The 19,855-nt window shown below is 71.7% G+C and carries 15 protein-coding genes; 7 read left to right on the top strand and 8 right to left on the bottom strand.

Annotated elements, in window-relative coordinates; genetic code table 11:
- The first annotated feature begins 30 nt into the window (after positions 1-30).
- From ACH4U8_RS02750 to ACH4U8_RS02740, 3 genes are all read left to right on the top strand, one after another.
- Complete coding sequence (locus tag ACH4U8_RS02750; protein ID WP_360310281.1) at positions 31-798, top strand: class I SAM-dependent methyltransferase; 768 nt, start codon at positions 31-33, stop codon at positions 796-798.
- Positions 795-1,928 (top strand): prenyltransferase, encoded by a 1,134-nt coding sequence (locus tag ACH4U8_RS02745; protein ID WP_360310279.1) that lies wholly within the window; start codon positions 795-797, stop codon positions 1,926-1,928. The genes ACH4U8_RS02750 and ACH4U8_RS02745 overlap by 4 nt, the downstream gene beginning before the upstream one ends.
- A gap of 504 nt (positions 1,929-2,432) precedes the next feature.
- Positions 2,433-4,232, top strand: a complete 1,800-nt coding sequence (locus ACH4U8_RS02740; protein WP_395775629.1) for a serine/threonine protein kinase — start codon at positions 2,433-2,435, stop codon at positions 4,230-4,232.
- An 82-nt stretch (positions 4,233-4,314) separates the two neighbouring features.
- Here ACH4U8_RS02740 and ACH4U8_RS02735 read toward each other — a convergent pair whose 3' ends face one another.
- The 7 genes from ACH4U8_RS02735 to ACH4U8_RS02705 form a co-directional block, all read right to left on the bottom strand.
- The gene (locus ACH4U8_RS02735) at positions 4,315-5,328 is read right to left on the bottom strand and encodes an LLM class F420-dependent oxidoreductase (protein ID WP_379991970.1); all 1,014 of its coding nucleotides are present in this window, start codon (positions 5,326-5,328) and stop codon (positions 4,315-4,317) included.
- Positions 5,329-5,519: 191 nt separating this feature from the next.
- The gene (locus ACH4U8_RS02730; protein WP_395775628.1) at positions 5,520-6,404 is read right to left on the bottom strand and encodes a hypothetical protein; all 885 of its coding nucleotides are present in this window, start codon (positions 6,402-6,404) and stop codon (positions 5,520-5,522) included.
- A gap of 180 nt (positions 6,405-6,584) precedes the next feature.
- A complete protein-coding gene (locus ACH4U8_RS02725) occupies positions 6,585-7,589 on the bottom strand; it encodes a hypothetical protein (RefSeq protein WP_395775627.1) in 1,005 nt (334 codons plus the stop codon).
- A gap of 111 nt (positions 7,590-7,700) precedes the next feature.
- Entirely contained in the window at positions 7,701-8,693 is a 993-nt protein-coding gene (locus tag ACH4U8_RS02720) for a hypothetical protein (RefSeq protein ID WP_395775626.1), read from the bottom strand.
- 238 nt (positions 8,694-8,931) lie between these two features.
- On the bottom strand, positions 8,932-10,044 hold the full coding sequence (locus ACH4U8_RS02715; protein ID WP_395775625.1) for an N-acetylmuramoyl-L-alanine amidase: 1,113 nt from the start codon (positions 10,042-10,044) through the stop codon (positions 8,932-8,934).
- Positions 10,034-11,296 carry a hypothetical protein gene (locus ACH4U8_RS02710; RefSeq protein WP_379988399.1) on the bottom strand — a complete coding sequence of 421 codons (1,263 nt, stop codon included), beginning with the start codon at positions 11,294-11,296 and terminating at the stop codon, positions 10,034-10,036. The genes ACH4U8_RS02715 and ACH4U8_RS02710 overlap by 11 nt, the downstream gene beginning before the upstream one ends.
- Before the next feature lie 214 nt (positions 11,297-11,510).
- The gene (locus ACH4U8_RS02705) at positions 11,511-12,149 is read right to left on the bottom strand and encodes a class I SAM-dependent methyltransferase (protein WP_360310263.1); all 639 of its coding nucleotides are present in this window, start codon (positions 12,147-12,149) and stop codon (positions 11,511-11,513) included.
- A 205-nt stretch (positions 12,150-12,354) separates the two neighbouring features.
- Here ACH4U8_RS02705 and ACH4U8_RS02700 point away from each other — a divergent pair, with 205 nt between their 5' ends.
- The 3 genes from ACH4U8_RS02700 to ACH4U8_RS02690 all read left to right on the top strand — a co-directional run bounded on the left by ACH4U8_RS02700 (position 12,355) and on the right by ACH4U8_RS02690 (position 16,648).
- Entirely contained in the window at positions 12,355-14,559 is a 2,205-nt protein-coding gene (locus tag ACH4U8_RS02700) for an acyl-CoA dehydrogenase (RefSeq protein WP_360310261.1), read from the top strand.
- Positions 14,560-14,635: 76 nt separating this feature from the next.
- On the top strand, positions 14,636-15,838 hold the full coding sequence (locus ACH4U8_RS02695) for a lipid-transfer protein (RefSeq protein WP_360310259.1): 1,203 nt from the start codon (positions 14,636-14,638) through the stop codon (positions 15,836-15,838).
- 306 nt (positions 15,839-16,144) lie between these two features.
- Positions 16,145-16,648, top strand: a complete 504-nt coding sequence (locus tag ACH4U8_RS02690) for a hypothetical protein (RefSeq protein ID WP_395775624.1) — start codon at positions 16,145-16,147, stop codon at positions 16,646-16,648.
- 34 nt (positions 16,649-16,682) lie between these two features.
- Here the strand turns inward: ACH4U8_RS02690 and ACH4U8_RS02685 are convergent, their stop codons facing one another.
- Positions 16,683-17,969, bottom strand: a complete 1,287-nt coding sequence (locus tag ACH4U8_RS02685; protein ID WP_360310480.1) for an NYN domain-containing protein — start codon at positions 17,967-17,969, stop codon at positions 16,683-16,685.
- A 193-nt stretch (positions 17,970-18,162) separates the two neighbouring features.
- Between ACH4U8_RS02685 and ACH4U8_RS02680 the strand changes: the two genes are divergently transcribed.
- The gene (locus tag ACH4U8_RS02680; RefSeq protein ID WP_395775623.1) at positions 18,163-19,845 is read left to right on the top strand and encodes a long-chain-fatty-acid--CoA ligase; all 1,683 of its coding nucleotides are present in this window, start codon (positions 18,163-18,165) and stop codon (positions 19,843-19,845) included.
- Positions 19,846-19,855: the final 10 nt, after the last annotated feature.

Raw genomic sequence — 19,855 nt, 5'->3', positions numbered from 1 at the left:
GTTCGCGCAATACGAGACGGAGTCGCCGACTTGCTCACCGTGGATTTCTCCCGCTTTCCCCTGGCCCCGGGGGATCGGGTCCTGGACATGGGTTGTGGTGGCGGCCGGCATGCCTTCGAGGCGTACCGGCGCGGCGCCGACGTGGTCGCGCTCGATCAGAACGCGAAGGACATCGCCGAGGTGGACGCGATGTTCGCCTCGATGCTGGCCGCCGGTGAGGTTCCCGAGGGTGCGCGAGCCGAGGCGCTCGTCGGGGACGCGCTGGCGCTGCCGTTCCCGGACGACAGCTTCGACCGGGTGATCATCTCCGAGGTGCTGGAGCACATCCCGGACGACAAGGGCGTGTTGAACGAGCTGTTCCGGGTGCTCAAGCCGGGCGGCCTGGCCGCGATGACCGTGCCGCGCTACGGGCCGGAGAAGATCTGTTGGGCGCTGTCGGACGCCTACCACGAGGTCGAGGGCGGGCACATCCGGATCTACAAGGGCGACGAATTCGCGGCCCGGATCCGCGAGTCCGGGCTCCGGCCGTACGGGACCCACCACACGCACGCCCTGCACTCGCCGTACTGGTGGATCAAGTGCGCGGTGGGCGTGGACAACGACAAGGCGCTCCCGGTCCGGGCCTGGCACAAGCTCCTGGTGTGGGACATCATGAAGCGCCCGCTGGCCACCCGCCTCGCGGAGAAGGCGTTGGACCCGCTGATCGGCAAGAGCCTGGTGGTCTACGCGACCAAGCCCCGGCCGCACGGCGAGACCGAGGCCGGCGCGGACGGCGACCTCGCCGGGGCGAGCGCGTGAGCGTCGCGGGCCGCCGTCGCGGCTCCGAGCCCGCGCTCGAACTGCTGGCCCTGGAAGGCGTGTTGACGCTCGACCAGGTGGCCGTGACGATCGACGGGATCGCCGCCGTACAGCGACCGGACGGGTCGATCCCGTGGTTCGTCGGCGGACACCTGGACCCGTGGGACCACACCGAGGCCGCGATGGCGCTCGACGTGGCCGGCCGGCACGACGAGGCCGAGCGGGCGTATCGCTGGCTGGCGAGTCGGCAGGAGCGGGACGGCTCGTGGTACGCCGCGTACGTGGACGGCGTGGTGACCGATCGCAACAAGGAGGCCAACTTCACGGCCTACCTGGCGGTCGGCCTGTGGCACCACCATCTGCTCACCGGGAGCGAGGAGTTCCTGGTTCGGATGTGGCCGAAGCTGCGCGCGGCGATGGGCTTCATCCTCGATCTCCAGGCGCCCGGCGGGGAGATCCGCTGGAAGCGCGACGAACACGGCGTGCCGGTGCCGGACGCGTTGCTCACCGGGTCGGCGAGCATGTACCAGGCGCTGCGGTGTGCGCTGGCGATCGCCGAGCACCTCGGCGAGCCGCAGCCGGACTGGGAGTTGGCCGCGGGGCGGTTGGGCCATGCGGTGGTATCGCATCCCGAGCGGTTCCTGGACAAGAACCGATACTCGATGGACTGGTACTACCCGATCCTGGGCACCGCGCTGCGGGGGCCGGCGGCGGACGAGCGGATCAAGGCCGGCTGGGACACCTTCGTGGTGCCGGAGCTGGGCGTGCGGTGTGTCTCCGACCGGCCCTGGGTCACCGGCGCGGAGAGCTGCGAACTGGCCATCGCGCTCTGGGCGTTGGGGGAGAGCGACCGGGCGGTGGAGATCGTCTCGTGGATCCAGCGGCTGCGGCACGAGGACGGGCTGTACTGGACCGGGTACGTGTTCGAGGACGATGCGATCTGGCCGGTGGAGCGGACCGCGTGGACGGCGGGCGCGATGATTTTGGCTACCGCCGTGCTGGGCGGGGAGCCGGCCACGACGGCGGTGTTCGGCGGGGCGGCTTCGGCGTTCGAGGGGGATTTCCTGCCGGTGGGGCTGGATCCGGCTCAGGTGCGGTGTGGGTCGGAGCTGTGTGTGGACGGGGTCTGAGTCGGGGGTCCTCAAGCGCCGGACGGGCTTGTCCTCAGGCGCCGGACGGGCTGGGGTTGTTTGGCTCGGGTGTGATGGGGCGGGTTTCGGGCTTGTCCTCAGGTGTCGGACGGGCTGGGGTTGTTTGGCTCGGGTGTGATGGGGCGGGTTTCGGGCTTGTCCTCAGGTGTCGGACGGGCTGGGGTTGTTTGGCTCGGGTGTGATGGGGCGGGTTTCGGGCTTGTCCTCAGGTGTCGGACGGGCTGGAGTTGCTTGGCTTGGGTGTCGTGGGGCGGGGTGTGGGCTTGTCCTCAGGTGTCGGGCGGGCTGGTTTTGCTTGGCTTGGGGGTGTGTGGGGTGGTTTGCGGGCTTGTCCTTGAGTGGGGGCGGGCTGGGTTGCCGGCTTCGGGTGGGCTGTTCTTGCTTGGGTGACGAGTGGGGGCGGTGTGCTCGGTTGTTGGGGCAGGTCGTGGCGGCAATAGGGTTCGCGTGGGGGGCTGGGCGACTCGCGTGACGAGGGTGGGTATGGCGGCTGGGTTGGAGCCGGGGGATCGAATAGGTCCCTACACGGTGGTGGGATTGCTGGGCGCCGGCAGCCCCGGGTGGGTGTATCTGGCGCGAACCGCTGCCGGGCGGCCGATGGCCGTGCGGATGTTGTACGGCGAGCAGCAGGGCATCAAGCGGGCGCAGAAGGTGCGCGGGCCCGGCGTGATCGAGGTGATCTCGGCCGGTGGCGCGACCCGCAATCCGTGGGTGGCCTCGGTGTACGTGCCCGCACCGTCGCTCGGCGACCTGGTGATCTCGTGCGGACCGCTGCCGCCGGACGCGGTGCGGTGGCTCGCCGCCGGGATCGCCGAGGGGCTGGTGACGATTCATCAGGCGTCGCTGACGCACGGAGATCTGCGACCGGCGCAGATCGTGGTGGCCTCGGACGGGCCGAGGGTGACCGGATTCGGGATCGAGGGCGCGGGCAGTCCGCTCGCCGCGCCCGGCTACCTCGCGCCGGAGCAGGCCCGAGGCGAGGACCCGGGGCCGGCGTCCGATGTCTACGCGCTCGGCGCGCTGCTCTGCTTCGCGGCGACCGGGCGACCCCCACACTCCGGTACCGGCGAGGCGGCGATCCGACGCAGTGTGGCCACCGGCGAGCCGGAACTGGCCGATGTGCCGGAAGAGTTGATCGCGCTGATCCGCTCCTGTCTGGCCCGGGACCCGGCGGATCGGCCGACCCCGCGTGCGCTGCTCGACGAGGTGGCGCTGGATTCACCGGGTTCGGCGGATTCGCCGGACTCACCGGATTCGGTGGATCGTCGGGGGGCGTACGGCGCCGCCTCGTGGTTGCCGGGGCCCGCGTTGGAGCTGATCGACGCGTACCACCGGCGCGGGCGCCTGGTCGGTGACCCGCCGACCGTGCCGCTCGCCGATCGACTCGACGCCCAGGCGAAGGGCGGTTCCGCGCACGGGGGTTCGGTCGGTGACAAGGTCGGCCCGGTCAAGCCGGTCGGGGCGAAACCGGCGGACGCGGGAGCGTCGACGAAGCCTGCTGCGGCGGAGCCGGCCGGGGCCTCGGCCGACGAGCCGGCGGTCGCCGAGACGATGCAACTGGCCCGGATCGTCGAGGCGATGGTGCCGCGCATCGACGACAGCGACGATCGGCCGGACACCTACGACCTGCCCGCCCCACCCGAGCCGCACGAGGGTGGCGGGGCCGGCTGGTGGCTGGTCGCCGTGCTCGTGGTGATCGCCCTGGTGGGCGGCCTGTTCGGCGGTGTCGCCTACGAGCGTGGACGCGAGGACCGGGATCGGGGCAAGGCGGGTGCGGCCGATGCTCGTTCCTCCGGCGCGCCGACCGATCCGATCGCCGCGTTCGTGGCGAGCGCCCCGGTGGGCGCGTGTGTGGACTTCGCGAGCGACGGCACGCCGGGATGGCGACCCGCCGCGTTTCGCACCTTGCCCTGCGAGGACCCGGCGGCGCGGCAGCGGGTGTTGGCGCGTACCTCGGCCGGCGCCGGCACGACGGACTGTATGAGCACCGACGGGCGCAGTCGCTGGCCGACGACCCCCGGCGTGGTCGCGCTGTGCCTGGAGCGGGTCTTCCACCCGGGCGAGTGTGTGCCCGCGGAGACGCGCGACGGTCGGCAATGGGCCTTCCTGGCCTCGCTGGTCGCGTGCCAGGGCCCCCTCCCGCCGGATCGCCAGGGCCGCCTGCGGATCGACGAGGTGCACCCGCTGGCCGCCACGAACGCGACCAGTTGCCCGGGTCGTTCGCCGGTCTACTACCCGTTGCCGTCGCGCAATCAGGAACTGTGCATGGCGCCGTTGCCCTAGGCCCTGTCCGGGCCCCTGACCGGGGTGGGCGGTGGAGCGGCGGGGCCGGCGGGTGGATCGGCGGCCCGGCCGCTCCCGGTGCTCAGGTGGCGAGTTCGGCCAGGAGTTCGAGGGCCTCCAGGTTGCGGGTGGTGACGATCATGTCGGTGACGTGCGGGTCGGCGGCCCAGGCGGTGAAGCGCTCGCGGATTCGGGCCGCCGGGCCGACCAGCGCGATCTCGTCGACGAAGGCGCTCGGGACGGCGGCGATCGCCTCGTCCCGCTTGCCGGCCATGAACAACTCCTGGATCCGGTCCGCCTCGTCGGCGTAGCCGAACCGCCGCATCAGGTCGGCGTGGAAGTTCTTGTTCTTCGCGCCCATGCCGCCGACGTAGAAGCCCATCGCCGCCTTGATCGGGTACATCGCCTGTTCGACGTCGTCGCCGAGGGCCACCTGCACCATCGGCGCGATCCGGAAGCCGGCCGGCTTGTCGCGCAGGGCGTCCGCGTACACCTCGGGGCGGGTCGGCGCCCAGTGCAGGGGCAACCAGCCGTCCGCGATCTGCGTGGTCAGGTGCACGTTCTTCGGCCCCTCGGCGCCGAGGAAGATCGGCAGATCGGCCCGCAGCGGGTGGGTGATCGACTTGAGCGACTTGCCCAGTCCGCTGCCGTCCTCGCCGGTGTAGGGGTGGCGGGCGTAGCGGCCTTCGGCGACCACCGGTCCCTCCCGGCGCAACACCTGGCGGATCACGTCCACGTATTCGCGGGTGAAGGTCAGCGGGCTCTTCGGGAACGGCCGTCCGTACCAGCCCTCGACCACCTGCGGGCCGGAGAGCCCCAGGCCCAGGATCACCCGGCCGCCGGAGAGGTGGTCCAGGGTCAGCGCGTGCATCGCGGTCGCGGTGGGCGTGCGTGCGGTCATCTGGGTCACCGCCGTGCCCAGCTTGATGCGTGAGGTGTGGGCGGCGATCCAGGTCAGCGGCGTGAAGGCGTCCGAGCCCCAGGACTCGGCGGTCCACACCGCGTCGAACCCGAGTTGCTCGGCCTTTTGGGCCGACTCGACGAAGCCTGCGGACGGGCCTCGGCCCCAGTATCCGAACGTCAGACCCAGCCTCATGGCGTTACCTCCACGGAGTAGCACGGCGAATCGCCTCCGCAGACTAGAACACGTTTTACTTTCCTGGGAGGCCGCCTCCCTCGGGCGCCCGCTCCGGGCATGCGACAGGGCGCCGTCCGATGTGGACGACGCCCTGTCGTATTGCCGAGTCGCGGTGTCTCGGTACTACCGGTTCCTCGGGAGCACCGGTGTCACGAGCGCTGGATGCCGATCGTGTTCTGGAGCACGCCGCGCACGTTGTCGACCTCGACGAGCAGGCCGTTGGGGTGCTCGGCCACCGCCAGGTACCAGACGCCCGTGTTCAGGACGCCCTTCTCCTGGTTGGTGTGCTCGTCCAGCATCGGACGCGAGTCCGGCACCGAGAACCAGAAGGGCTGGAAGGGTGCCTGGCCGCCGGGGGCGGGCTGCTGCATGCCGCCGGGGCCCTGCGGACCCTGCGGGCCGGGGCCGCCGAAGCCGGCCTGCGGACCCTGCGGCGCCGGGCCGCCGAAGCCGCCCTGCTGCGGGGCGCCGCCGTACGACTGCGGGCCCTGGGGGCCCTGGGGGCCCTGCGGACCGCCGAAGGGCGCGCCGCCGTACTGCTGCTGCTGACCCTGCGGGCCGCCGTACTGACCCTGCGGGGCCGCTGCGGGGCCGGCCGCGCCGAGCAGCGGCGCCTGGAGGGCGGGCGCCACGGTGGTGGCGATCATCGTCGCGACGAGGACGATGACCAGCAGGATGAGGAAGATGCCACCGATCCCCATCTCGATGCCGAGGTCACTGTCCGCCTGCGCGATCGACCACAGCGCGGAGATCGGCGCCAGGATCGTGAGCGGCAACGCCCACTGACGTGCGGTCAGACCGAGGATCTGCTTGTCCTGGAGCTGCGGGAGCAGGCCACCGAGGATGAACAGGACGGCCGCGATGATCGGCGTGAGGACCACGGCGAAGAGGGTCGGCGCGAGGTGCGACGACCACGCGTTGACACCATCCTCCGAACGCGTCGACTTGATGTAGTTCAGGAACGAGAAGATGAAGATGAGCACGGCGGCGACCCCGATGACCGCGTCGCCACGCGAAAGCTTTCTGACGTCCACTAATACTCCTCCCGAGGGGGATGGGCGCCGACAGCGTACGGGGGCGACCCATGTCGTGCCACCGACGTCGCCCCCGCGCGTCCTCGGTGCATTGGTCCGGGGACACTGTGCCAGACGAGGGAACGATCTGTGTCCCGGCCCCACACGACGCGCCGTATGGGGGCATTTTCTCGAAGATGTCTACTCGCCGCGCTGAACACCCGTCAGATCGGTCAACAGGCCCTGTAGTCCGTCGAGATCGATGACGACGCCGCCGTCTCGAACACCCACCGCGAGATACCAGACGCCCGGATGCAGGGTGGCCGGCGCGTCACCGGCGTGGTCCAGCGGGTGCAGCGGCCTCGGTTCGGGAACGGCCAGCCAGTACTGCTCGAACGTGCCCGGGTCGCCGGATTCCGGCTCGCGTTCGAGGGCGGCGGGCTCCGGGGAGTCGTCCTGCTTGAACAGCAGTACCGGCGGCTGGACCGCGGGCGGCTGCATCGGCTGTATCGGCGGTGTCTGCGGCGGGGGAGTGTTGCCCGACGGCCCGTAGACCGGCGGCGCGACGGGCGGCGGGATCGGGAAGCCACCGGTGCCGGGCGGGCCGGGCGGATACCCGCCGGGAGCGCCGGGGAAGCCGCCGCCGGGGTAGCCCTGCCAGTTGTTCTCGCGCGGGCGCACCAGCGGGGCGTTGAGGCCGCCGATGCGATCCACGGTCAACAGCAACAGGGCCTGGAGCACGGCGAAGCCCGCCAACCCCCACGCACCCCAGCCGTGTCCGGCGTCCACGCTCGCCTGCGGGTCGCCGGCGCGGGCGACCTCCTGGGCGTAGCGCGCCAACTTCTCGTAGCCGCCGTCCGCGCCGAACACGGCCCACACCGCGCTCCACGCCGACGCGACGCCCAGCGCGACGCCCCATTGCCGAAGAGCCAGCCCACAGAACTGGATCTCGGTCGGCTGCGGCGATCCGGGCCGGAAGGTGTAGCGGCCGATCAGCAGCAGCACCAGCGAGATCGAGGACAGCAGCACGACCGCGGGCGCCAGCGGCGTGAAGTCGCCGATCCAGGCCGAGTAGTCGGTGGTTCCCCCGACGATCTGTTTGCCCTTGGCGGTCACCGTGTACCAGGGGAGAAACGAGAAGACCAGAACTCCGATCGCCGCCACGGCGACGATCAGATCACCTCGGGTGACGCCCTTGCGTGGCATCGTGCTCCTCCCTGACAGGGCTTTCGTACTGCTCGGAATTGCCGTGCGGCGGCCGGACCGTCCCCGGTGCCGGCGCGGTCGCCCGCGCCGGCACCGGCGGTTGACGTACCGTCATTCTCCGCGCTGGATGCCGGAGACGTTGCTCAGGACCCCTCGAACACCGTCCACCTCGACCAGGACGCCGCCCGGGTGCGGGGCGACCGCGAGGTACCACTGGCCGGTCTGCAGTGTGGCCACCGGTTCCTTGGACAGCCCCTCGGCGGGCGCCAGCGTCCGGGCCTCCGGGACGGCGAACCAGAACTGGGCGAACTCCGGTGCGCTCGACCCGGTCGCGGCCGGAGCCGGCTGTCCGGGGACCGGCGCGACGCCGGTCCCGGTGCCGGCGGCGCCGGTGACGTCCGGCGGGGGCATGTGCGCCGGCACGCCCGCCATCGGCGCGCCCGCGCCCGCGCCCGTGCCGGTGCCCGGTGCCGGGTAGGCGGGCGCCGGGTAGGCGCCGGTGGCGTTCGGCAGCGGGTAGCCGGTGTTCGGGTCGACCGGGGCCGGGTAGCCGCCCGTGCCGTTCGGCGGGTAGCCCCACGGCTGCTGCGGGACCGGGCTGAACAGCGGCGCGGCCAGGCTGGGGATGCGATCCCCGATGAGCAGGAAGAGCGCCGCGATGAGCCCGGCCACCATCATCAACCAGGCGAAGACGGTGGGTCCGGCATCGACCGTGTCCGAACCCTTGACGATGTCGCCGATCACGCCGCCCGCCCCGAACGGGGCGAAGAAGCCGCTGATCGCGCCGGTCACGCCGAACGCGATCGCCCACTGGCGCGGGGCCAGGCCGAGCACCTGCCGGTCCGGCTGGGCCACGAAGCGGCCGATCACCAGGAGCAGCGCGGCCAGCAGCGGGACCAGCACCACGGCGGGCATCAGCGGATAGAAGTTGACGGTCCAGGCGTTCCAGCCCTGACTCCGGCTGCGCCCGCTGAACGGACTGTCGCTGTCGTCGCTGCTCAGGGATTCGCTGATTTCGTAGTATTTGAAGAACGAGAAGATGAAGATCAGGACGATCGCGAGAATGACGATCGCATCGCCCCTCGTGATCCCTTTCCGGTTCAACGTTTCTCCTTAACAGGTACGGAGGGGACGTGTGTCGGCGGCGCGGGGCGCGCCGGACGACATGCGGTGCGTGGACGGCTCGCGCCGGGCCCGATCGTGCGGTTCACGGCGGTCGTTGCCCGACCCGGAACCGTCCGGTGGTACATGGCGCGCGTGGGCGCCGCGAACCGGGGACCGTCAGCGGCGCGGGGGCGACGAGGACGGTCGGAAAGACCCTAGGGGACAGCCGACTCGGGGCTCACGTCCCCTTCAGCAGATAGGCCGTGATGCCAGTCGCGATCCCGGACGCGGCGCGTTCGCGCCAGTTCGCGTCGGTGAACTGCGCGGCGTCCGTGGCGTTGCGCATGTTGCCGCATTCGATGAACACCTTGGGTCGGGTGGAGAGGTTCAACCCGCCGAGGTCGGTGCGGGTGACCAGACCGTCCTGGGTGCCCAGGTAGGTCGCGGGGCCGGTGCCGGTCGCCGCCCGGAAGGCGGCGGCCAGGTTGGTGCCCAGCGCGCGTGAGGAGGCCAGGATCGGGGTGGTGTCGACGTTCTTGTCCTTGACCGTGGCGGGCAGGATGACGTGGAAGCCGCGTCCGCCCGCCGGCCCGCCGTCCGCGTGGATGGACACGATCGCGTCCGCCGCGGCCGCGTTGCCGCGCGCGGCCCGCTCGTTCACGCACGGGCCCCACGCCTCGGTCTCCCAGGTGTAGAGCACCGTGGCGCCCTGGGCCTCCAGGAGGCGTTTGGCCCGGTGCGCCACGTCGAGGGTGAACTCGGCCTCGGTGTAGCCCTTGTCGGTCTCGGTGCCGGTGGTGTCGCACTCCTTGGTCAGCCCGCCCGCGTACACCTGCTTGTTGATCTCGCGGGAATGCGCACCGTTGCCCGGGTTGTGGCCCGGGTCGATCATCACGACCCGCCCGGAGAGCGGCAGTCCGGCGGTTCCGGCGCGCGGTGCGGGTGGGCCGGCCGAGGTGGCGGGGGCGGCGGTCGTCGGTGCGGCGGACGGCTGTTGCCCACCCGCCGGGGTGGTCGGCGCCGGGACCGGTGCACCGCCGGCCGCCGCGGGATCGGGCCCGGAGCCCGGCACGGCGGAGGTCGTGCCGCTCGCCGTCGGCCGGTCGGCGCTCGCGTGCCGGGCGTCGGAGCCGTCCGGCCAGGCCACCGCGATCGTGGTGATGCCGGTGGCGGCGAGTGCGAGCGCCAGTACGGTCAGGGTGACCCGTCGGCGCCGGCGCAACCGGTCGTGCGCGGCCTCCAGTCGGGCCTCGTGCGAGGCGGAGTGGCCGAAGAAGCCGTCCGCGGCGCGGGAGTGCGCGGCGTGCGGGTCGTCGGGACGGCCGCGGTCGTCGCGGCGGTCAGAGGTCAAGTTCACTCCTGGACGTGAGGCCGTACTGCGGCGCGACGGAGTTCCAGGTGTCGACGAAGGACTTCTTGGCGCCGGACGCCTCGGCGCTGATCGTGGCCCCGTCGTCGTACAACGAACGGGTGCCCGGACAGCCCGAGTCGGCGGCCGACTGCGCCCATGCGGCGAAGGCCCGGTCGGCGCGGGCCGAGGCGGTCCACGCGGTGCGCAACGTCGGCGCGGCGGCTTGCAGTTGGGGCACCCCGTCGAAGCGCATCGTGTCCAACTGGGCGACCAGTTGGTCGCGTTGGGTGGCGGCGTCGAGCAGGGCGGTGCGGGAGGCGGCCAGCGCCGAGCAGGAACCGACGTTGTTCACCGCGTCGATCACCGACTGCCGGGACGAACCGCTGCGGGAGAGCAGCGAGTCCAGCGCGGCGGCCTGCGTGCGGGCGTCCGGTGGCGCGCTGGTCGGCGGCTGGGTGGTCACCACCGGGTTCTGCGACGGGGGCGTGGCCGGAGGCAGCCCCTGCTGCCCGCCCGAACCGCCGTCGGAGGGGATCGGCGAGCCGGGCGCGGACTGCCCGGGGCTCGTCGCGCCGTGCGCGGCCGGCGTCTTCTTGTCGTCCTCCCACGGTCGCAGTGCGAACAGCGTGCCCAGCGCGGCGACGAACACCACGGCGACCACGATGAACAGCAGCGTGCGTTCGAACGAGGGGCCGGGCGGGGCCGGGGACAGCGGGCCGGGCGGCGGCGGGGTGGCGCCGCGATACCAGTCCGGCGCGGGAGGCACGTCGCGCGCCGGGGGCATGCCGTAGCCGTGCACGGGCGTGTGCGCCGCGTCGGCGAAGGTGCCGCCCGGGGGCAGCGGCGAGGGGCCGCGCTCGTGCTGGAACCAGTCGGCGGGCGCCGGCTCGCCGGGCGGTTCGGTCGGCCGGGGCGCCGCCGGCGGGGCGGGAACCGGCCACGCGGGCGGCGGTGGGCCGGCGGGCAGGCCGCGGGCGGCCGGATTGTCCACTGTGTCCTGGTCCTGCGGCGGAGCAGGCGGACCGGGCTGCCCTCCCGGTCGGGGCGGGCCGGCGGCCGGCAGGTGTGCGGTCGGCTGGTGGTACGGGCGTGGCGGCACGTCCGGATTCACCGCGGTCGGGGCCGCGGTGACCCGGCGGCGCACCCAGCCGCCCACGCCGCCGTTGGCGGACCGGTCCCAGACGGTCTCGAACTGTTCGCCGTCCGCCGCGGGTTCACCGGGCCGGTCGTCGTGCTGGTGTCGATCGGACATCAAGATCCCCCCGCGTCCTTCCCCGGATCGGCATTGTCCCAGCAAACCGGACCCGCGCGGGACCGGATCCGATTGCTTTCGGGAATCGAATCAGGCTCGAATCGATCTTGACCGGATGTGCCGTCACCTGGTCGACATGGCGACGTGGCCGCTCGGCGCTCGGGCGTCGTGCCGCCGGCCGTCGTGCCGCGCGGGCGTTCGGTCGTCGTACCGCTCAGATGCCGGGCGCGATGCGCCGCAACACCCGCAGCGACCCGTCGCCGGGCAGTTCCTCGAAGGCGCCGCAGGCCAGCGCGCGCAGGTAGACCCGGTACGGCGCCTGGCCACCGTCGGCCGGATCCGGGAACACGTCGTGGATCAGCAGCAGTCCGCCGACCGCCACGTGCGGCGCCCAGCCCTCGTAGTCGCCCTGCGCGTGCTCGTCGGTGTGCCCGCCGTCGATGAACACCAGGCCCACCGGGGTGTTCCACAGCGGCGCGACCACCCGGCTGTGGCCGACCAGGGCCACCACGTACGGCTCCAGGCCGCTCTTGTACAGCGTGCGCCGAAAGCGCGGCAGCGTGTCCATCACGCCGACCTCGGGGTCGACCAGGGTCGGGTCGTGGTACTCCCAGCCCGGCTGCTGCTCCTCGGAGCCGCGGTGGTGGTCGAGGGTGACCACCACGGTGCCGGCGTCGCGGGCGACCGCGGCGAGCAGGATCGTCGAGCGTCCGCAGTAGCTGCCCAGTTCGACCAGCGGGCCGACCTTGGCGGCCTCGGCCGCCGCCGCGTACAGCGCGTCGCCCTCGTTCGCGGGCATGAATCCGGTGGCGGCCTCGAACGCGGCCCGCACGGCGGGGTCGATGGTGCTCATCCTGGGGTTCTCCTTGATCGAGGCCGTGCGCGGCGCTCCGGGTCGGTGCGACCCCGGGCGGCCATGCTGCCGCAGCCCGGGTCGCGGCACCGTGTCGGGGGCCACATTCGAGGTCCTCGACCCGACTTCGGTCTCCCGATTAATTGAAACGGGTTCTACTATCGCAAGTACTGGACCGAGTCACGGAAGTCATGGAAGGCGCGATATGGCCATCGGCATCACGGAGGAGCATCGCTCCCTGGCGGAATCGGTACGCGGATGGGTGCAACGTGTTGCACCCATCGGAGAGGTGCGCCGGGTGCTGGAGGCGGAGGCCGAGGAACGGCCCGGTCACTGGGCCGGCCTGGCCGAGCAGGGCCTGCTCGGCATGCATGTCGCGGAGGAGTTCGGCGGCGCGGGCTACGGCCTGGTGGAGACCGCCGTCGCGCTGGAGCAGGCCGGCCAGGGCATGCTGCCCGGCCCGTTCCTGCCCACCGTGCTGGCCTCGGCGCTGATCCAGGCGGACGGCGGCGACGCGGCCAAGGAACTGCTGCCGGGACTGGTGGACGGCACCCTGATCGGCGCGGTCGCCCCGAACCCGGGCACCGTGCTGGCCGCCGAGGAGGCGGGCGGCCTGCGGGTGAGCGGGGTGGCCACGCCGATCCTGGGCGGTGCGCTCGCCGACGTGCTGGTGCTGGCCGCGCGCCGGGCCGACGGCACGTCGGTCCACGTGGTCGTGGACGCCGCGGCCGTGAGCATCCGGGCGCTCAAGAGCGTGGACCCGACCCGGCGCAGCGCCGAGGTCACCGTGGACACCGTGGTCGCCCCCGGGCGGGTGCTCGGCGGTGTGGACGAGGACCTGGCCCGCGACCTGGCGGCCGTACTGCTGTCCGCCGAAGCCTGCGGGGTGGCCGAGTGGGCGCTCACCACGGCGACCGAATACGCCAAGGTGCGCGAGCAGTTCGGCCGCCCGATCGGGCAGTTCCAGGCGATCAAGCACCTGTGCGCGGACATGCTGGTGCGGGTCGAGCAGTCGCGAGCGGTCACCTGGGACGCGGCGCGCGCGATCGACGCGGGCTCGGACGCGCCGACCCGGTCGCTGACCGCGGCGATCGCGGCGACGTACGCGATCGAGGCGGCCTTCACCACCACCAAGGACTGCGTGCAGATCCTCGGCGGGATCGGCTTCACCTGGGAACACGACGCGCACATCTACCTGCGCCGGGGCCTGACCCTGCGGCAGTACGCCGGGCCCGCCGCGTTCTGGCGGCTGCGGGTGACCGAGCTGGCGAGCGCCGGGGCGCGCCGCGAGCTGGTCCTGGACCTGCCCGCGGAGGCGGAGAACCTGCGCGACACCGCGCGGGCGATCCTGACCGAGGTGGCCGGCGAGTCCGGCGCCGAGCAGCGTGCCCGGTTGGCCCCGCTGGGCTATGCCGCGCCGTACCTGCCCAAGCCGTACGGCATCGGCGCCGGGCCGGTCGAGCAACTGGTGATCCAGCAGGAGATGAAGGCGCTCGGCGTGCGGCTGCCGGACATCACCATGGGCAACTGGGTGATCCCGTCGCTGATCGCCTACGGCACCCCGGCCCAGCAGGAGCGGTTCGCGCCGCCGACGCTGCGCGGCGAGATCCAGTGGTGTCAGCTCTTCTCCGAGCCGGGCGCGGGCTCGGACCTGGCCGCGATCAGCACCCGGGCGACCCGGACCGAGGGCGGCTGGCTGATCAACGGCCAGAAGGTGTGGACCTCGCGGGCCCGCGAGTCGCAGTGGGGCATCCTGCTCGCGCGCACCTCGCCGGACAAGCCCAAGCACGAGGGCCTGACCTACTTCATCGTGGACATGGCCGCGGCGGGTCTGGACATCCGGCCGCTCAAGGAGATCAGCGGCCTGGCGATGTTCAACGAGATCTTCCTCGAAGACCTCTTCGTGCCGGACGACATGGTGGTCGGCAAGGTCGACGAGGGCTGGCAGGTGGCCCGCAACACGCTCGGCAACGAGCGGGTGCACATGGGCGCGGGCAGCTCGTTCGGCGCGGGCATCGCGAATCTGGTCGCCTCGGTGAACGGGCCGGCGGGCGAGTTCGTGGACGGCGGCTTCCGGGAGCGGTTGGGCGCGCTGGTGGCCGAGGCGTCCTCGCTCGCGCTGATCGAACTGCGCACCACGCTGGCCCGGTTGTCGGGTCTGGAGCCGGGCGCCGGTGCCTCGGTGCGCAAGCTGGTCGGCACGCCGCACCAGCAGCGCGAGTCCGAGCTGTCCCTCGAACTGCTGGGCCCGCTGGGCGCGGTGGACGAGGGGGCGGGGCAAAAGGCCGCGTTCGGGTTCCTGATGAGCCGCTGCCTGACCATCGCCGGCGGCACCACGCAGGTCCAGCTCAATGTGGTCGGCGAACGCATCCTGGGGCTGCCGAGGGACCCGCAGCCCACCGAGAAGTAGTCCGTTTTCGTTCTCGTTCCTCTCGTCCTCGTTCCTCTCGTCCTCGTTCCGCATTCGTTCAGTGGGAGTTCGCGACATGGCACAAAAGGCATTCATCGTCGGCGTCGGCATGACCAAGTTCGAGAAGCCGGAGAGCCGCGACTGGCAGTACTGGGACATGGTCAAGGAGGCCGGCGACAAGGCCCTGGCGGACGCGGGCGTCGGCTACGACCTGGTCGAGCAGGCGCCGGTCGGCTACTGCTTCCAGGCGTCCACCGCCGGGCAGCGTGCGGTGTACGAGCTGGGTCTGACCGGGGTGCCGGTCTACAACGTCAACAACAACTGTGCGACCGGCTCGTCCGCGCTGATGATGGCTCGTCAGTTCGTCGCCGGTGGGCTGAACGACTGTGTGCTCGCGATCGGCTTCGAGAAGATGAAGCGCGGCTCGCTGGGCGGGGGCGGCGAGGGCGACTTTTCCACGTCGCCGGTCGCCGCGCACTACAAGATCATGGGCGACGCGCACGGGTTCTCGATGACCGCGCCGCCGACCGCGCAGATCTTCGGCAACGCGGCCCGCGAGCACATGGCCCGCTACGGCACCACCGCCGAGCAGATCGCGCACGTGGGCGTCAAGAACCACCGGCACTCGGTGAACAACCCGTACGCCCAGTTCCAGGTCGAGTACTCGCTCGAAGAGGTGCTCGGCGCCAAGGAGATCCACGCGCCGCTTACCCGGCTCCAGTGCTCGCCCACCTCGGACGGCGCCGCCGCGGCGCTCGTGGTCAGCGAGCGCTTCGTGCGCGAACACGGCCTGCAGGACCAGGCGATCGAGATCGTCGCGCAGTCGATGACCACCGACACCGAGGAGAGCTTCGCCTCGAAGTCGTGCATCGACGTGGTCGGCAAGCCGATGTCGGCGGCGGCCGGTCGACAGGTCTTCGAGCAGTCCGGTCTGGGCATCGAGGACGTCGACGTGATCGAGCTGCACGACTGCTTCTCGATCAACGAGATCCTCACCTACGAGGCGCTGGGCATGTGCGGCGAGGGCGAGGGCGGCAAGCTGGTCGCCGACGGCGCCACCACCTACGGCGGTCGCTGGGTGGTCAACCCGTCCGGCGGGCTGATCTCCAAGGGCCACCCGCTCGGCGCCACCGGCCTGGCCCAGGCCGCCGAGGTGAGCTGGCAACTGCGCGGCCTCGCCGAGGGTCGCCAGGTCGCCGACGCCAAGGTCGGTCTGACGCACAACATCGGCCTCGGCGGCGCCGCGGTCGTGGGGCTGTACCGCCGCGGGCAGTTCTAGGGCTTGCCGGTCCGCCGTCCGTGACCGTGTTCGTCTCGGTCACGGCGGCGGACGGTGCTCCCGGGGCGGCCCCGGTCGGGTCGTTCCGGGGGCCTCGGGTACGGGATTGAGTACGCGGGCTCACGCGACGGGGCGGCGTCGAGAGCCAGGGTGGAGCTGTTCCCGAGGCCCCGACGAAAGTGAAACCCCGTGTTCCCGAAGCGAGTTCGTGCGGTGGTCCTGGCAGCGGCGCTGATGGTTTCCGGCGCGGGATGTGGGCTGGGCAGTGCGTTCGACATGCCGAAGCGGTCGACCGAGCCGGCGCCGGTGCACAACGTCGAGGAGATGCGGCGGAACGTTTCGGGATATGCGTCGGACATCACGGGGTGGATCGGTAACGGACCCTTCGAGGCCGTGTCCACGAAAGTGTGGTCGGATCCGGTGCAGTGCTACGACGACTGGGCTGCGGGCGGATCCGGGGTCGAGAGTGTGTTCCGGGTGCCGCTTGCGGGCCCGTCGCACCCGGACGCCTACGAGCGGGTGCGGGCCGGGATGCGGGCGCGCGGGATCGACATCTGGTTCGACGGGGCGGGCGGACCGGGACCGGCTGCGGTGCTGAACGCGAGTGACCGCAAGAGTGGCTATGGGCTTCGGCTCTTCTCGGCGCTCGTTACGCCGGATCGGCCGGTGTCCGACGCGATCGTGATCGAAGTCACGTCGCCGTGCTTCACCGCGGCGGGGGCATCGGTGCCGTCGTCGGGCTCGTCGTCGACTCCGACGTCCGTTTCGACGTCCGTTTCGCCGTCGGTTCCGCCGGCTCCGACGTCCTGACGGGTGCGGTGCGGGACCGCACCCGTCGGTGGGGTCAGGTGCCGTTGACGCCCGGGACGGTGGTCAGGTCGGGGGCGATCAGGGTCGGGGCGGCGGGGGTGCCGTGCAGCCACTCGGTGAGAAGGGCGCGTTCGGTGTCGTTGAGGTAGAGGCGGGCGTTGGCGCACAGGGTTTCGACGTTGCGCAGGAAGGCGTCGGCCAGGTCGTCGGCGGAGGCGACCGGGTGCGCGGTGGAGGACCAGTAGCCGGAGTAGACCAGCCCGGTGGTCACGAACGCGATCGCCTTGCGGGCGATCGTCTGCATGCGTTCGGCGCATCGGTCGCGGACCGCGCCCGAGGTCTGGTTGCCCTGGAAGCCGTTCTCGCTGACCTCGGCGTGCAGTTCCTCGAAGAGCACGTGGTACTCCTCCGGGGAGAGCCGGGGTGCCCCGGTGACCGTGGCCACCCGGTCGATCAGGTCGCGGACCGGCTCGCGCACGTGGTCCATCCGGCCCTGGCCGTTGGGGCGGGCCGAGGGCGCCTGATGTCGGGTGCGGTCGTAGATGTAACCCGGTGGCACCCGGCTGATCAGCAGCTTCTCGTCGCTGCCCTGCTCCAGCATCAGTTCGAGCAGGGACGAGAAGGTGGCCGCCCCGCCCCAGCGGGTGCGGGTGACCTGTTCGCGGCCGACCTGCTGGAGCACCGAGTGGGCCAGCGTCGCGAGCACGATCGGCTCCTCGGATCCGCCGAGTTGCGCGCGCACGTGTGCCATCACCTGCTCGCGCACGCCCTCGTCGGCCGGCGCGACGTCGATCTCGTCGCGCAGCGCCCGTTCGATGAACTCCTGGTCGCTGATCACCACGTCGCCCGCCGCGACGTACGCCTGGGCGGCCGGGCCGCTGGCGATCACCATGGTGCGCCGATCGTGGCTGCGCAGTCGCAGCAGCACGGGCGTGAAATCCGCGTCCGCGCTCATGATGATGACCTCGTCGAAACGGGTCGAGTGCTGGAGCGTATCCAGGACATCCATCACCATGTGGATGTCGGCGCTGTTCTTGCCCCGCCCCGTCAACGGCGGGCAGTCGATCACGCGAAAGGCCGACCGCGTGAAGAAGGCCCGGTAACGGTCGTGCATGACCGGGTTGAGATAACAGTTGCGCACAAGCAGGGATCGGCGCAGGCCACGCTCGATCGCCTCGTTCTCCAACCACTCCAACCACTGGGAGGGCTTACGGGCGAAAATCTCCGCCGAAGCCCGATCCGTCTCACGCAGCCCGCTGTAAATATTGTCAAAGTCAAGAAAAAGCGCGCTGCGAATTCTGCCTGGTATGCCCGAATCCATACTCATGTCCATGCCTGCCTCCCCCGATGCGTACGGCTTCAATCTGTCCGACGCGTCACGTGTGGGCAAGCGAGACCACCTACGCCCCGATTTCGATCTTGGTCGTCTTCCGATCCACGCGCACCCGGGTTAGGTTGCGAAGCGAAAGCTTGATCGTGCCATGTACGTGTGTCTGTCCGTCAGGAGTCGTGCCGTGTCCGGACGTTGGAGCACCACCCTGGACGTACTACTGCGTGAGCGGGCCGCGGATGCGAGCCCCGGGCTCCGCCACGAGGACCGGGTCTGGTCGTGGGCCGAGGTGGTCGCCGAGTCGGCCCGGCGGGCGGCCCTGCTGCGCGCGCTGCGGGTCGAGGGTCGGCCGTGGCACATCGGGGTGATGCTGGAGAACGTGCCGGAGTTTCCGCTGCTGCTGGGCGCCGCGGCGCTGTCCGGCGCGGTGATCGTCGGGCTCAATCCGACCCGGGTCGGCGCCGAACTCGCCCGCGACATCGACCACACGGACTGCTCGCTCGTGATCACCGACGCCGCGCACCTGGCGCAGCTCCGCACTGCGGCGCCGGACTTCCCGGCGGACCGGCTGCTGTGCGTGGACGACGCGTCCTGGGCGGCGGCGCTGGAGCCGTACGCGGGAGCCGAGCCGCCGGCCGAGCAGCCGAGCGCCGACGACACCTTCATGTTGATCCTCACCTCCGGGACCACCGGACACCCCAAGGCGGTGATCTGCTCGCAGGGCAAGATCGCCGTGCAGGGGGCGAGCGTGGTGGACCTGGAACGGCTCACCGGCGCGGACGTCGCGTACTGCGCGATGCCGCTGTTCCACTCCAACGCGATCGTCACGTGCTGGGCGCCGGCGGTCGCCTCCGGGGCCGAACTGGTGCTGCGTCGACGCTTTTCCGCGTCCGGCTTCCTGCCCGACATGCGGCGCTTCGGGGTCACCTACGCCAACTACGTGGGCAAGCCGCTGTCGTACATCCTGGCCACGCCCGAGCGTCCGGACGACGCGGACAACTCGCTGGCGCGGGTGTTCGGCAACGAGGGCGGGCCGCAGGACGTCGAGCGCTTCGCCCGGCGGTTCGGCTGCACGGTGCGCGACGGGTTCGGCTCGACCGAGGGCGGCCTGTCGTTCCAGCCGGTCCCGGGCATGCCGCCGGGTGCGCTGGGGCGGCCCAACGGCGAGATCCGGATCCTGAACCAGGACACCCGCGAGGAGTGCCCGCCGGCGGCCTTCGACGCCGAGGGCCGGATGACCAACCTGGAGGCCGCGGTCGGCGAACTCGTCAACATCGGCGGTGCGGGTTCCTTCGAGGGCTACTACAACAACCCGGCGGCGACCGCCCAGCGCATGCGCGAGGGCTGGTACTGGAGCGGCGACCTGGCCTACCGGACCGAGGACGGCCTGGTCTTCTTCGCCGGCCGCAGCGGGGAATGGCTGCGCGTCGCCGGGGAGAACTTCGGCGCGGCGCCGGTCACCCGGATCCTGTCCCGGCATCCGGACGTCGCGGTGGCCGCGGTGTACGGCGTGGCCGACGAGGCGGCGGGCGACCAGGCGATGGCGGCCCTGGTGCTGCGCGAGGGCGCGAGCTTCGAACCGGCGCGGTTCGCGCAGTGGTTGACGGCGCAGTCGGACCTGTCCGGGGCCTGGCACCCGCGCTACGTCCGGATCGCCGCGACGCTTCCGCAGACCAGCACGAACAAGATCCTGACCCGGGTCCTGGTCCGCCAGGCCTGGTACACCGGATCCGACGAACTGTGGTGGCGCGAGGGCAAGGACGGCCCGTACCGACCCTTCACCGAGGCGGACCGCAAGACCCTGGAGACGGCCTTCGCCGACCGGGGGCGGGCGCATGTGCTGGCGCTGCTGGATCGGGAGGGGTAGGGGCGGGCTG

The organism is Embleya sp. NPDC020886, from assembly GCF_044333915.1.
GTDB lineage: Bacteria > Actinomycetota > Actinomycetes > Streptomycetales > Streptomycetaceae > Embleya.
The sequence above is the reverse complement of the archived record's forward strand: the minus strand, read 5'-3'. Positions and strand labels throughout refer to the sequence as shown.

Excerpts from the sequence above, each read along its gene's own strand:
- ACH4U8_RS02740 (WP_395775629.1), top strand. The coding sequence starts at position 2,433 with ATGGCGGCTGGGTTGGAGCCGGGGGATCGAATAGGTCCCTACACGGTG.
- ACH4U8_RS02735 (WP_379991970.1), bottom strand. The coding sequence starts at position 5,328 with ATGAGGCTGGGTCTGACGTTCGGATACTGGGGCCGAGGCCCGTCCGCA.
- ACH4U8_RS02725 (WP_395775627.1), bottom strand. The coding sequence starts at position 7,589 with ATGCCACGCAAGGGCGTCACCCGAGGTGATCTGATCGTCGCCGTGGCG.
- ACH4U8_RS02710 (WP_379988399.1), bottom strand. The coding sequence starts at position 11,296 with ATGTCCGATCGACACCAGCACGACGACCGGCCCGGTGAACCCGCGGCG.
- ACH4U8_RS02705 (WP_360310263.1), bottom strand. The coding sequence starts at position 12,149 with ATGAGCACCATCGACCCCGCCGTGCGGGCCGCGTTCGAGGCCGCCACC.
- ACH4U8_RS02700 (WP_360310261.1), top strand. The coding sequence starts at position 12,355 with ATGGCCATCGGCATCACGGAGGAGCATCGCTCCCTGGCGGAATCGGTA.
- ACH4U8_RS02695 (WP_360310259.1), top strand. The coding sequence starts at position 14,636 with ATGGCACAAAAGGCATTCATCGTCGGCGTCGGCATGACCAAGTTCGAG.
- ACH4U8_RS02685 (WP_360310480.1), bottom strand. The coding sequence starts at position 17,969 with ATGGATTCGGGCATACCAGGCAGAATTCGCAGCGCGCTTTTTCTTGAC.